Raw genomic sequence first — 14,263 nt, 5'->3', positions numbered from 1 at the left:
TTTAACTTTAGTAGATGTACTATTTAAGGAGATTGAATCGTGAGTGACACACAAAGTAATCACCCCCACGGGGTTTTCTGTTGGTCAGAGTTATGTACATCTAACTGGAAAAGCGGCAAAGCTTTTTACACTGAGTTATTTGCTTGGGGGCTGATGATCAACCCATTGGTGATGGTCTTTATTACACTATGTTACAAAAGCAAGGTGATGATATTGCTGCCATGTATCAAATGCCGAACGAACAAAAAAACGCAGCGACATCAAGTCATTGGTTAGCCTATATTGCAGTAGATAATATTGATGAAGTAGCTGAAAAAGCCAAACAATTAGGTGCTGATATTATCGCCGGTCCTCATGATGTAATGGACGCGGGTCGCATGGTGTTGCTAAATGAGCCTGGTGGTGCATTATTTGCCTTATGGCAAGGTAATCAACATAAAGGTTGCAAACGTTTAGGTGAACTTAATACTCCCTATTGGCATGAACTGGCAACCCGCAACAGTGCTGCAAGCCGTGAGTTTTATTGCCAGTTATTGGGTTGGCAGAGCGTTGAAAAACCTATGCAAGGAATGAGCTACACATTATTCACTGTTGCTGACCAACCCGTTGCAGGGATGATTGAAATGACCGATGAATGGCCTGCAGAAATTCCTGCTCACTGGATGATTTATTTTGCTGTCGATGATTGTGATAACTATGTCGCAACGGCTCAGCAACTTGGCGGTGAAGTGTGTGTGGCACCAACCGATATTCCCGAGGTGGGCCGCTTTAGTGTGATCACCGATCCACAAGGCGCAGTGTTTTCAATTATGACCTCCGCTATGAATGATGTGAAATGTAACTAGTTATGCTTAATTTAATTAACTAAAAAAGCACTTAGGTGCTTTTTTTATTTTTGTTTGCCCCAAGCTCTCAGTTATAGAGTGTATATAGAATGGGAGTAAAAGTATGACAAAGCATGTGGTAATTACAGGCGCTAATCGTGGCATCGGCCTTAATTTATGTCAGCAATATTTAGCAAAGGGTTACCAGGTTACGGCCGTGGTGCGTACTCCAAGCGATGAACTTAAAGAATTAGATGTGACAGTGATCAGCAATATCGATGTTGCCAATGCAGCAGATATCGAAACACTTGAAAACCAGTTACATGGGCATAAGATAGATCTGCTTATTAACAATGCCGGTATTTTCCATAATGAAAGTATGGCAGAGATGGATTTTGATACCATTAATCAACAGATAGCCATCAATGCTGTAGCACCAATTCGAGTTACCCATGCGTTAATACACTGCTTAGGTATTGACGCTAAAGTTGCCATGATCAGCAGTCGCTTAGGGTCGATTGCTGATAATGACTCAGGTGGTTATATTGGTTATCGTATGTCAAAGGCTGCACTTAACGTGGCATCAGTCAGTTTAGCTCATGAGCTAAAAAGCAAAAAAATTGCGGTTGGTTTATTTCATCCGGGCTTTGTGCAAACACAAATGGTTAATTATGCCGGAGACATTTCGCCTGAATTATCTGCAGAGCTTTTAGCACAACGTATTGATGAACTAAACCTAAGCAATAGTGGTGGTTTTGGCATTCAAATGGTGAAACCCTACCTTGGTAAATAATATTTAATGTAGGTTATCTTTAATAGCTAAACAGGCTGTAAATCAGCAGTCAGTTTAGCTAAATTTAATTAATTTTTGCTATAATGCTGTCATATTAACGATTTTAGTATTTGAGAGCAGCACATGGAATTAGAGCAAGATAGTAGTTTAACACTTCCGTTATTTCTTTTTGATGAGACCTTAAATGAGCGAGATTTATCGACCCCTGATCTCTCAATAAGCGTACTTTTAGATGACGACTTACTGATCCAGCTTTGTCAAAATCCAGCCCCGGATAGCAGCATTGCTATTACTATTTCAGATTATATTGTAGAAGCCCATAACCTGGCGTTTGCAGACTTAGCAAGCAATGCACATCAAGCACAGCTAACTTTAACGCGTGGACCATTATTGAGCGCAGTACTCGATACCCAATCAGAGCAAACATTTGTGTCCCCACAAATGGATATGATGCCGACGTTTGACTTGGGCGATGAGGACGAATAATTCGATGAGAAAGTCTTTTTTGCTGAGTGCACTAATTGTTGTGCTCAGTGGCTGCGCTTATTTAGGTGCCGCTCATTACAATGAGCTATTCGGGCCAGAGCAAACACAGCAGCGTATGGTTGAACATAACTCAGGTAGCGGTGCTGAGTTCTTACAGCATGTACAACCTGTGCTCGAGAGTCGTTGTGTGGTTTGTCATGGCTGCTATGATGCACCATGCCAACTGAAACTTTCATCTCCAGAAGGAATTGACCGCGGCCTAAGTAAGGAACGTGTTTACAATGGTACTCGTTTATTAGCATCGACTCCCAGCCGCTTACTTTTTGATGCAACGAATACTAGCCAGTGGCGTGATAAAGACTTTACCCCAGTATTGAATGAACGAGCGCAAACAGAGCAAGCAAATCTTGCCGGTAGCGTGTTGTACAACAGTTTAGTGTTAAAAATGAGCTCACCGCTACCAAATGATGAGATCTTAGATGATGAGTTTGATTTTTCTTTAGATCGCTCGCAAAGCTGCGCCACTATAGGAGAATTTGACAGCCTTGCCAACAGCCAACCTCATTCCGGGATGCCATATGGATTACCTGGCATTTCGCGTACTGAATTTAAGCACCTTGAAAAGTGGCTTAAAGAGGGCGGTAAAATGGCGCATATTAAACCGCCAAGCACAGCTGCTTTAGCTCAAGCACAACGCTGGGAGAGCTTTTTAAATCAAGACGGTTTAAAGTATCAATTAACAGCACGTTATGTGTTTGAACATTGGTATTTAGCGCATATTTATTTTGCTCAAGATGATGAAAAAAGCTTTTTAAATTGGTGCGTTCGAGTACACCACCAGGGCAGGACATTGAGTTAATAAATACCCGCCGCCCTTACGATGATCCTAAAGTGGAACGTGTGTATTATCGCTTAATGCATGACCGTTCGACTATTTTGGCAAAAACGCATTTACCACTGGCACTGAATGACAGTAAATTAGCGCGCTTGTACAGCCAGTTTATTGCGCCAGATTATCACGTTGACAGCATGCCAAGTTACTTGCCAGAAATAGCATCCAACCCATTTAAAGTGTTTGCCGCCATGCCGGTTAAATCTAAATATCAATTCATGCTAGATGAAGCTGAATTAATTATTATGGGCTTTATTAAAGGACCTGTATGTCGTGGTCAAATCGCATTAAATGTTATTAATGATCATTTTTGGGTGGCATTTGCTGATCCTGCTAAAGCGGCAACGCCAGAAGTGGGTGAAATGCTGCTACAACATGAAGATGCCTTGGCATTGCCTGCGGCTGAAGAAAGCAACGCTTTACCTATATCTAGCTGGGTCAAATACGCCAAACGTCAGAATACTTACCTTAAAGCCAAGGCAACGTTGGCAAATAGCATGTTCAAAAATGGTGAAAACCTAACCACCGACCTATTATGGCGTGGTGACGAGGTGAATGATAATGCTGCTCTGACTATTTTCCGCCATTTTGATAGTGCGACTGTGGTTAAAGGTTTTATTGGCCAAGAGCCAAAAACCATGTGGGTATTAGATTACGCACTGTTTGAGCGGATACATTATTTACTAGTTGCGGGTTTGATGTCTACGGTAATGTTGGCCATCAGTTAATCACTCGCTTATACATGGATTTTTTGCGCCTAGAAGGCGAGCAAAACTTTTTAGCACTGTTACCTAAACCTCAGCGTAAAGAGTTAAAAGCAAACTGGTATCGTAAAGCACCACCGAGTTTAACTAATTTCTTTGAAAGTGGTGATGAGTTTAGTCAGCCAACTGGTATTGACTACAAAACACAGGATCAACAACACGAGTTATATGGCTTAATTAAACAAACGCTAAAACCGGTGTTAAGTCCGCGCTTTGATTACACACAAGTACCAGAGCCGTTACAGCAGTTAAATAATATGCCTGCAAAAGCAATTAATTTACTGCCGCAAATCTCGTTTATATTAGTGAAAGACGGTGCTGCAGAGCATCAAGCGTATACCATGATCCATCACAATGCCCATTATAATATTTCTAGTTTATTGAACGAGGAAGGGCAGCGCGCTTATGCAGAAGATACCGTCACCATTGTGCCTGGTTTCATTGGTGATTACCCTGAAACAATTTGGTATCTGAATAATCCACAACAACTTGCATCATTTGCCGAGCAACTACCATTGATGCAAATAGAAGCCGATTACAGAGCATTAAAGAGTCAGTTTGCAATTCGCCGAACACATCCGCAATTTTGGCAATACAGTGATATTTTGCACAAAGTTGCCAAGCAATACCGTGGTGTGGAGTACGGTTTGTTTGATTATAATCGTTTAGAAAACCGTTAATTATAAAAGCAAAATTAATAAACCCCGCATTTAAGCGGGGTTTATTTTTTTCATTAATATCATTGCTTAAAGTGTCGCTTTATCCCCTTTGGTCTACACTTATTAAAAAAAATAGGGCCTATTATGATTCAAATTATTGCTAATATTCGGTCGCGTTATCGTTGGGCGTTATTAGCGATAGCGATTCTCTCGAGCGCGAGTGCTCTGCTTATTCAGTTTATGTTTTTTGTGCAAAAGGATGATGCTCATATTATCAATGTTGCAGGTAAGCAGCGGATGTTGTCACAAAAAATCGCTTGGCATAGTAATGCCTTGGTTACTGAGATTGGTAGCAATATTAAATTACACCGTGATGTATTAGCTAAAGCGAGCGCAGAGTTTAGAGCAGGGCATGAATTTTTAGTGCAACAGCATTCTAATGGCGATTATTTATATTTAGACGACCAGTTAGTTGCTTATTATTTTTCATCACCAATTAACCTTGCGCAAACGTCGCAGGCGTATTTGGCTAAAGTGCAGCTACTGTTAAATGCTCCTAGTGCAAATACAGCAGAAAAGCGATTTAAAGTTGCTGAGGTTGAACGCTTGCTCAAGGAGCTTGATGGTGCAGTCACGCTATTTGAACAACAAGCAAAGTTCAAAACCCGAGTGCTGTCCAACTTAGAGCTGGCTTTTTGGCTATTAACTTTAGTGTTGCTATTCATTGAGCTGAAATTTATATTTCAGCCTATGGAGCTGCAAATTACCGCTGCGATTAATAAATACCAACAACAAAAGTTGCGAGCAGAGCAGATAAGCACTTATAAAGAGCGCTTTATCGCACGGGCAAGTCATGAATTTAGAACACCGCTACAAGGGCTGGTAGACTCGATTGAGCAACTTCAGCTATTAGAATCTCAGCAAGCATTGCAAAAACAAGCAAAATATTGTGCCAGCAGAATTGTAAGTATGCTGGATGAGTTATATGAACTACAGCAGTTTAATACTGGGCAATGGCAGTTAAAATTTATCAAGCGTAATTTAATAACCACGCTTGAGTCGGCTATTACACCTTTTCAGTTTGCCTGTGATAACAAACAGTTAAAGTTTGAAGTAAAACTCAGTCCTGAGTTAGATCGCTATACAGAGTTTGATCATTTACGATTGCAGCAAATCATTACCGAACTACTTAGTAATGCCATTAAATTTACTAGCACTGGACAGGTTTCAATATCCGTTAGTTACCAAGATGGTCATATTAAAATAGTGGTCGCTGATAGCGGCGTTGGTTTTGCTCAATGCTATCCATATTTAAATCATCATAGCATCGAACAGGGCAATGATTTTCAGGGCTTACAAACCGGTTTAGCGCGTGTGCAACATATTGTCAGTGCTATGCAAGGCGGCGTTGAGTTTAAAGATGTCATACCGCATGGTGCACAGATTAAGATCCGTTTGCCATTATCTAAAGCTGCACTACTAACGAAGCAAGGCAACTTACCTGCACAACTGCATTGCTTAATCGTAGAAGACAATTTATTAAACGCGACAATTTTATCGCGAATTTTAACCGAGCTTAATTACACGGTTGAAGTTGCTGAAAACGGTTTAATAGCAACACAAAAAATTGCTGAAAGTGAGTTTAATGTGATTTTTATGGATTTGAACATGCCGGTGATGGATGGCTTTCAAGCGATTGATATTATCCGCCAAGAACTAAATTCAACGGTTCCGATCATTGTGATCACCGCCAACACTGCGCCAAGTGATTTAGAGCGAACTTATGAACTTGGCTCTAATGTACATGTTTATAAACCATTTTCGGTTGCGGATATTAAAAAAGCCCTCATGAATGTATTTAACGAGGGCTGATAATTTTAGTGGCTGATTTTAATATCACCTACACCGACTTTAACGTTAATGCGGTATTGGCCGTCACCGTTATATTTACTAGTTGAGGTGACCAGCTTACGGCTATGTTTAGCATCATTTTTCATGCCTGCTATTTTGGTGTCGCCAACACCACTATCTAGGGTGATCGTTTGATAGTCAGCTAACGCGCTGCTGATCCGTACTGCGCCCACACCGACATCGATGCTGGCAGTATTAGCAAAATTATTTACTTCAATATCGCCCACACCTAGCTCTAAATCTATCGCCATGGTTGTTGGTATACTTACCAGCCAGCTTTGTTGTACATCGTCATTATCAATCGAGAGGCTCAGCTTATCGCTACTTTGTTGATGTTTTAAAGTGATATCTTCAAGTGCAACATCATCACTAAACCAATTATCATTTTTCGCTTTTAGCTCAATCGACACGGTTACTTGGTTACCTTGATGGGTGCTAAGTTCTAGGCTGCCAACGGGGACGTTGATCGCCAATGCCTGCTTGGCAGTGACATCAAAGGTCTGTTCAATTTTTTGCTCAGCATGAGCAGCTAAACTACTGGTTAATAGAATTACGGCTAAACTAGAGATACTAAGTGTATTCATTATTTTTACTCGTTGTTAATGGCTTTATAGATTAGACGTTAGCAGATTTAAAAAGGTTTAAACCGTGTGAATTTTATTCTATAGCCATGCTAATAAAAGTCATGTATTTTCAAACTAATTAATTTAAGAGCTAAAAAGGATCGCTGTGCAGTCAATTAAACTCAATAATGTGACGGCTAACCTTGGTACCAATGATCGCGAAAGTTTTCTCGTAAGTAATCTAACTTGGCAGGTTGAGAGCGCTCAGCATTGGGTGCTGCTTGGCGGTAACGGAGCAGGAAAATCAGCCATAACAGCAGTATTACTCGATCAAGCTAATATTGTCAGTGGTACACGAAGTTGTGATTTTAAGCGTACAGAAATAGTCTCTTCAGATCTGCAAAAGCAATTGATTACTGCTGAGTTATTAGCTGATCAAGACGACATCACCGATGGTAAAACCAGCCCTAAATTGGTGTCAGAGCTGATTTATCAGCAATCAGGCCCATATTTTGATCAACAGCTATGTCTAGCAGTTAATTACAGGGTTTGCTTTTGAGGCATTGCTTAAGCAACGTTTGCGTGCACTCTCAACCAGGAAACACGTAAACTAATGTTAATTAAAGCACTGAGTAATCGCCCCGAACTGATTGTGCTTGATGAACCGTTTGACGGTTTGGATGTGCAAAGCGTTGAGCTATTACGTAGCGTATTAATCGAACTAAGTGCCAGCATGACCATGGTCTTTGTGGTTAATCGGTTAGATGAAATCCCCGTATTTATTACGCATTATGGTTATGTGAAAAATGGCGAATTACAACAGCAACTAGCAACACCTGACCTTAAGCAGCGCGATGATTTATTTAAATTATTACACCTACAACAAACTGATTTAACGATTCCTAGCAAAGACGTGGCACACAGTGCCCCAGAGTTTAATGAGCCTGAGTTAGTACGGTTGCAAAATGCCAGCGTCAGTTATAGCGGTAAGGTTATTTTTAACCACTTAAATTGGACAATCAAAGCACGACAGCATTGGCAGCTCAGTGGTCAAAACGGCTCCGGCAAAACCTGCCTGCTTAACTTAATCACTGGCGATAACCCGCAGTGTTATAACAATGATATTAAAGTGTTTGGCTATCAACGCGGCAGTGGTGAAAGTATTTGGCAAATTAAGCAGCATATTGGCTATATTTCGAATGCTTTGCATATGGAATATCGGGTTAGTATTTCGGCGCTAAATACCATAGTGTCAGGCTTTTACGACAGCATTGGCTTGTATCAAAAGCCAACTCAAATTCAGCTTGATATCGCCATACAATGGTTAGCATTATTAGGTTTGAGTGAGTTAAAAAACACGCCATTTACACAACTGTCTTTTGGTGACCAACGCATGCTATTGATTGCCCGCGCTATGGTAAAACACCCCACATTACTGATTTTAGACGAGCCATGTTTGGGGCTTGATGAAGCCAACCGGCAGCGTGTTTTACTGTTAATCGAAAAAATATGCACCGCAGGCAGTAGCACAGTGATTTATGTAAACCACCATGCGAAAGATAAAATCACCGGGATAGAGCACTATTTAGATATGGCTGATTTTAGGTAAGGAAAAGGTTCTAGGTTTTAGGTACTAGGCGCTAGGAAAAACCAGAGCAGCTCGGCGTTAAATTTATCGCCGTAGGTTGGGTTGAGTGCAACGAAACCCAACAGCCATTCTTGCAAAGTAACTCCGTGATATCAAACCCCCTGTGAAACGCTGAATTCTGCATCTAGAGGTGGTTTGGGTATACGGATAGCAAACAGTTACATAATTTGTTATTAATGAGTAATGTAAATAAGAGAACGCGCCTTTTGTATAAAAGAGGAACGTGCTCTTTGATTAAATTTTTATATGACAAGGATAGCTCAATGGAAGTAACAGCTCAGGTTACATTTATCAAAATTGATAGACCATCTCATGCATTCAGGTATTTTGGTGATAATTGCTGGCCAAGAATATAATATTCACCTGATTTAGATACTAGTAGTAGAATAATTTTGTGGAAGAACGTCACAAAACTGCTTGTTGTAAGTGTTATGTGTTACTACAAACTAAGGAGTATGAATGAGCTTCAAATCTTGGTTAAGCTTATTCTGACTTTTCTAAAAAAGCGTGCTCTAAGTTGCGCTACATTTTAGATCATGAGTCGAGTGAATTTCTAAATTCAATTAATGACACTTGTAATGACAGGATTAAAACCTTGAAATCTGGTTCTGTGGTATGGCGTGCACAAACTGGATGCGATAAGGAAAAGGCTACTGATAGTGCAGAACAAGAGTTCCATGTTGATAAGCGTATTCCTTATTCATTCAAACGAATGAAACCCTTGAGCAATAGCCCCTCAGAGGGGAGAGCGAACTTAAAAGGGAACCCTTGTTTATATGTAGCAGCAGATGCAGAAACTGCGGTACACGAAGTGAGGCCTTGGCCTGGATTACCCGTAACAATCGCTAAATTGCATTTGACAAAGGATATGAAGTTGATAGATTTTTCGGAGACTGCTGAGGCCGAGCTGTACCCATATTTTTACATCGACGAACCTTCTATTGAGCAGAAAATTGACGCTGTGTGGGCTGCGATGGATATTGCTTTTTCTTGGCCTGTAACGGAATCTGATTCCAAATCAGAATATGCGCCGACGCAAATAATATCAGAGTTTATTAAATCGAAAGGGTATGACGGGATTATTTATAAAAGCTCTTTAACTAAAGGGCATAATTATGTCCTTTTTAATTTAAATGATGCGGCAGTTGTTCAGTGTGACTTGTTTGTCGTATCTAAGGTTAAATATGACTTCGAGAGGTTGGATGAAAGCTCATCTTTGACAGCGGAGCGTGGCAACACATAACACATATGAGCCTTAACTCTGGGAATAGGCACTAATGTTCTTTTTGACTGTTTTTATATAGTGATGGTCAATTCTAAATCAATAAACAAATTCGTTTACTTACTCTAAAGCGCAGCGTCTCTTACCCTCGTTGTGAATAATTCAATTAAAGATCTTTTTTCATGGTGCAGTCGGGAGGCCAGCATCGCAGGAAGGGTATTGTGAGTATTTACATAGAAAGCGACGAGCAAACGTGAGTAATTGCTAAAAACCCTTAGCCTAGTATTTAACTTCGTATAAATCCCCAGTCAGTAATTCGCAAGCTGCTAATTTGCAGTCATTCACATGTATTAAATTTAGGTTTTACAGCCCATTGACAGTTTTTTCTGTAAGTAGAATAGATATTGTTGAAAAGTAAATAGAGCAAATTAGTCAGCTTTTTGGTTGTTGTCCTAAATGAGAATATTAAGATGGGTATCACTGTATTCTCGATAAAATTAATCTAGGATTTTTCTATTTAACTCTAAAGGTAGGTTTTTTCTAAGATTAATGCCATTCACTATTTCATTGTTATGGCTTAGTTATACCAATTCGAATAACAAAGGATGTACCAATGAAACTCAATAACTACTTACTTACATTTTGCTGTGCTATTGGCAGCGCTCATCTTCATGCTGACGAATTTGCTAACGCTGGTGGCCATGCAACAACGAAACCGATAGAGCCGATTATGGCCACTATTCCTGCTGGCAGTTTTGCTATGGGATCTACCAAAAAAGAAAGTACCCAGCCTGTTACTAACGTCAATGTTAAAGAATTTAGTCTGGGTAAATATGAAGTCACCGTAAGTGAATTTCGTCGTTTTATTGCGGCAACAAATTATGCTGCACCAAAAGAATGCCGACATGAAATGAACGGGTGGTTCTTACCGTATTCAAAAGGCAACTGGGAAACTAATGCCTTAAATACCAGCGAATTTCAGCCCGTTGTTTGTATCAATTGGCAAGCGGCACAGGCTTATACAAAATGGTTAGCGAAGGAGACCGGTAAGCCTTATCGATTACCAACCGAGGCTGAGTGGGAATATGCCGCTAGAGCTGGCACTAAAACCGATTATTATTTTGGTGACGATCCTGATAATACACAAGTGTGTAACTATGCCAATGTTGGCGATTTATACGGTGAAAGTATCTTGCAGCGCGACAGTAATACTAGCTATTACAACTGGAGTGGCGATATTGCCCATTGTAATGATCACTCAGCTTACGCCAGCATTGTTGGTATGTATGAGCCTAATGCTTTTGGTTTGTTTGATGTATTAAGTAATGTACAAGAATTCTTAGCTGATTGTTATGTGCGAGGCTACAAGCATATCGCTAATGATGGTTCAGCTTACGTAAGTGACGAGTGTGAGCTGCGTGCTGCTCGAGGTGGTAGTTGGCATTGGAGTCATAGTCCGCTATTTAGTCGAGGCGCTATTCCAGAAGATTTTGCTGGCGGCGTTGATGGCTTTAGACTCGCACTTGATGGAGCTGCACCCAAACTAGCTAAAAGCAGTCAAAAATTTCAACGTGAGTTAATTTTTGCTCAACAACAAGAGCAAAAGCGCCGAGATAATCAGCCTGCTATTCCAGCCCAAGTGACTAATGTTGTATTAACGCAAACAGACGATTCGGTAACGCTAACGTGGGATAAAAGTGAGGACAGTGATATCGATAGCTATCGTGTTTATCGCAATTTACTTTCTGGTGGTATGTTTAAGTTACTTGCAAGCAACCTGACTCAAACAACGTTTACAGATAAAAATATTGGGCAACATAAATATGACTATACCGTGGTGGCTGTTAAACAGCATCTGCAAAGTCACTACAGTAAGCCGATAACCATTGAACCAGGTTGGATAAGTGTTCCCGGTAAAGTAGAAGCTGAATGGGCAGTCGAATTTAGTGATAGTGTAATTTCTTTTAGCTCTGATGGTGAGCGCTTTGGTAGCGTCTTAACGGGGCCAGATGCTATAGGTAAAAACGCTGTTATTACTTATCAGCTTAATGTCGCCAAAGCAGGGTTTTACCAACTTGAATATCGTGTTGCAGCCGAACGAGATACCAAAGGATTTGACGTCTATAGTAATGAAAAAAAATTGGCTGAAAACCCAGTACTTAAAACCGGCGGTTACGATAAATGGCAAATTCAGCAAGGCTCTCTGGTTAAGTTGAAACAAGGTAAGAATACACTAACCCTAAAATCTCGCGACAATAATTGGAAACTGAATTGGTTATCCTTGAAAGCGAGTTAATACCTAGTTAGAAAAAGCAAAAACTACTTGGGTAGCTTTTTAGCGTGGCTCTTGAAATATGCTTGCTACCCTTACTAGCTCGATAAAAAAGAGCAAAAAAATTTTTAAATAGCGTTTTTAAAGATTAAGCGTAAGTAATTTATCTTTATTATAACGTCGCCAATTCTCACCCGCATGCTCAGTAATATATTGAGAATAGAAGTCGTAATTTTCAGAGTCATTGTTATCACTACATAATAACAACGCAACATCCAAACTCAGGTTTCTGTCACCAGAAAGTTGCGCTTGTTCAAAGGTGTGTTTTGCTAAGCGATTAAAGTCCTTTGTTTGTTTACTGGCTTGGGCAAATAAAGTTTTTAGATAAGAGTTTTGTGGACTATCAATAGATGTAGTCGTTACAGATAAATTATCAATCAATGCCTTGGCTTCCGCCAAGCGATTTTCATCAAGGTAATATTGTAGCAAACTCTTGCGGCTACTTTGCGCAACCCAGTGGTCAGGCGTTAATTTGGTAAAGTCGAGTACTTGTTTAAAATGAGGTTCTTTGTCTGCTGGTGTTTGGGCAAAAATAGCATAATGAAAGGGGATTTTAGCAAAGTGATATGGTGGCAAGTTATACGCTTTCATTTTACGTTCAGCTTGTTGTAAATAAAGGTATTGGTCTGTTGCTTGCTTATTTTTATAAGCTAAAACTGAAAGGTAAGTGAGAGCATCTAATTCACGCAGTATATCGTTAACCTGCAGTGATAATTGCGCGGATTTGAGCAAACTTGCTTTCACCGCATTGTAGTTTTTATTTTGGTGATCTAACCAAGATTGAGCAAACCAGGCATCTGCTAGGCGCTTAGCATCATTAATCTTTTTGAATTGAGAAATTGCGCTGGCGAGTTTTTCTGAACTGAGCTCAAACAATTCTTTTCTTGTTAAAATTTCACTTTGTAGTAATAGGGCGTTACCTAATTGTTGTGTGTTTTGTGCTTCAATAGCAAAATTAGCAAGTTTATCAGCCATTACCATGGCTTTTTCAAACTCTTCCATTTGAATATAAAGCATCGCCAACTTGCCTAAGTTAATAAAGTCGTTAGGTTTGCTTTTATGGGCGATAGATAACTTAGCCAGTCTGATTTCAAGTGACTGTGGTGACATTAATAAGTCATAAATGTAATCTTGTGATAAGTGCTGTTTTAGCTTGCTTATCACTGCTTGATTGGAAGAACCTGTTAATTGTCCGCGCCAGTCCGTAATAGGACCTTTCAAGATAAAATCTAGATAGGTGAGTGAATTATAGGTACGTACGTTGGCGGTTAGTATCAGTGGATGCTTATCAGCAAGCTTTGGATATTCACTCTCAATCGATGTTTCAAAGTGCAAAGGGCTTAGTTGGGGTAGTTCTGTAAAATCAAAAAATTCATCATCAGCGAGCTTTATAGTGTTGTTACTAAGGCTTTGAGTAAAAGGTATATAAGCAATGCCAATTGCAGCAGGTGCGGCGACTTTATCAGAACTATGTGGGAATAGGATTAAGATTGCTGTGGCGAAAACAACCAGTAAACTTGTGAGCAAAGCATAAAATCCCATAGGCTTTTTTTCTGTAGGGCCAACTTTAAATATATCGCTTGAGTTTATGTCAGACGTTGCGTTAGCACCGATTTTTTGTGTCAATGGCATAGTTGCTATTGGCTTAGCTTTAATTGTAGTAGTCGTAATGTTTACAGATCGAGGCTCAGTTATTACTGCTGTTTGTATTTGGCTTGTATTCAATTGCCATTGATAACCTCGCTTAGGGAAAGTTTTAATCGCGCTATTACCAAAAACAGCTCTTAGATGGCTAATATTTTGAAATACAGCCTGTTCAGACACCACTTTATCGTGCCAAACCTTAGTTAAAATAGCATCTTTACTAAAAACTTGTGTGGAATCAGAAAGCAGTAACGCCAATAGCTTAGCTTCATTAGGACGAATATCAATATCGTCGCCATTTTTGCTGAGTATTAAGTTGTTACTGTCGAATTCAAAATCTAAAAAAGTATATCGCATTATTTAAAGTATTTAGTTTGCTGCTACTATAATCCAACATCATCTTAACCGACCTAATGTTTAAAGGGAGTATTTATCAATAGCGTGATGACAAGATTAACAGTTACATCATCATCAGCCTCAACTTATCTATGTATTCAAATAAAAGCCTTACCCATTTTGAATAAG

The 14,263-nt window shown here is 39.8% G+C and carries 6 protein-coding genes and 4 pseudogenes; 8 read left to right on the top strand and 2 right to left on the bottom strand.

The genetic code is table 11. The features are described 5' to 3' along the window. Nucleotides 1-39 precede the first annotated feature (39 nt). The 5 genes and pseudogenes from P4S61_RS06565 (at nt 40) to P4S61_RS06545 (ending at nt 6,290) form a co-directional block, all read left to right on the top strand. A pseudogene (locus tag P4S61_RS06565) lies at nt 40-845 on the top strand (VOC family protein). A 103-nt stretch (nt 846-948) separates the two neighbouring features. Next, nucleotides 949-1,613 (top strand): annotated as a pseudogene (locus P4S61_RS06560) (SDR family oxidoreductase). Nucleotides 1,614-1,740: 127 nt separating this feature from the next. Continuing rightward, nucleotides 1,741-2,103: a hypothetical protein gene (locus P4S61_RS06555; protein ID WP_337117984.1), complete on the top strand. Its 363-nt coding sequence runs from the start codon at nt 1,741-1,743 to the stop codon at nt 2,101-2,103. A gap of 4 nt (nt 2,104-2,107) precedes the next feature. Next, nucleotides 2,108-4,439 (top strand): annotated as a pseudogene (locus P4S61_RS06550) (fatty acid cis/trans isomerase). A gap of 123 nt (nt 4,440-4,562) precedes the next feature. Beyond that, nucleotides 4,563-6,290, top strand: a complete 1,728-nt coding sequence (locus tag P4S61_RS06545; RefSeq protein WP_337117983.1) for a response regulator — start codon at nt 4,563-4,565, stop codon at nt 6,288-6,290. Nucleotides 6,291-6,295: 5 nt separating this feature from the next. Here P4S61_RS06545 and P4S61_RS06540 read toward each other — a convergent pair whose 3' ends face one another. Continuing rightward, the gene (locus tag P4S61_RS06540; protein WP_145238348.1) at nt 6,296-6,913 is read right to left on the bottom strand and encodes a hypothetical protein; all 618 of its coding nucleotides are present in this window, start codon (nt 6,911-6,913) and stop codon (nt 6,296-6,298) included. A gap of 145 nt (nt 6,914-7,058) precedes the next feature. On the opposite strand from P4S61_RS06540, the pseudogene P4S61_RS06530 reads away from it, so the two are divergent. The 3 genes and pseudogenes from P4S61_RS06530 to P4S61_RS06520 all read left to right on the top strand — a co-directional run bounded on the left by P4S61_RS06530 (nt 7,059) and on the right by P4S61_RS06520 (nt 12,058). Then, a pseudogene (locus P4S61_RS06530) lies at nt 7,059-8,501 on the top strand (ATP-binding cassette domain-containing protein). Between the two features lie 634 nt (nt 8,502-9,135). Further along, nucleotides 9,136-9,783: an RES family NAD+ phosphorylase gene (locus P4S61_RS06525; protein WP_337117980.1), complete on the top strand. Its 648-nt coding sequence runs from the start codon at nt 9,136-9,138 to the stop codon at nt 9,781-9,783. A gap of 592 nt (nt 9,784-10,375) precedes the next feature. Further along, nucleotides 10,376-12,058 carry an SUMF1/EgtB/PvdO family nonheme iron enzyme gene (locus P4S61_RS06520; protein WP_337117979.1) on the top strand — a complete coding sequence of 561 codons (1,683 nt, stop codon included), beginning with the start codon at nt 10,376-10,378 and terminating at the stop codon, nt 12,056-12,058. A gap of 117 nt (nt 12,059-12,175) precedes the next feature. Here P4S61_RS06520 and P4S61_RS06515 read toward each other — a convergent pair whose 3' ends face one another. Beyond that, entirely contained in the window at nt 12,176-14,095 is a 1,920-nt protein-coding gene (locus tag P4S61_RS06515; protein WP_337117978.1) for a transcriptional regulator, read from the bottom strand. Nucleotides 14,096-14,263 lie beyond the last annotated feature (168 nt).

Origin of the sequence: Pseudoalteromonas sp. B160 (assembly GCF_037162485.1) — a bacterium.
Taxonomy (GTDB): domain Bacteria; phylum Pseudomonadota; class Gammaproteobacteria; order Enterobacterales; family Alteromonadaceae; genus Pseudoalteromonas; species Pseudoalteromonas rhizosphaerae.
This window is presented reverse-complemented; position numbering and strand designations above follow the sequence as displayed.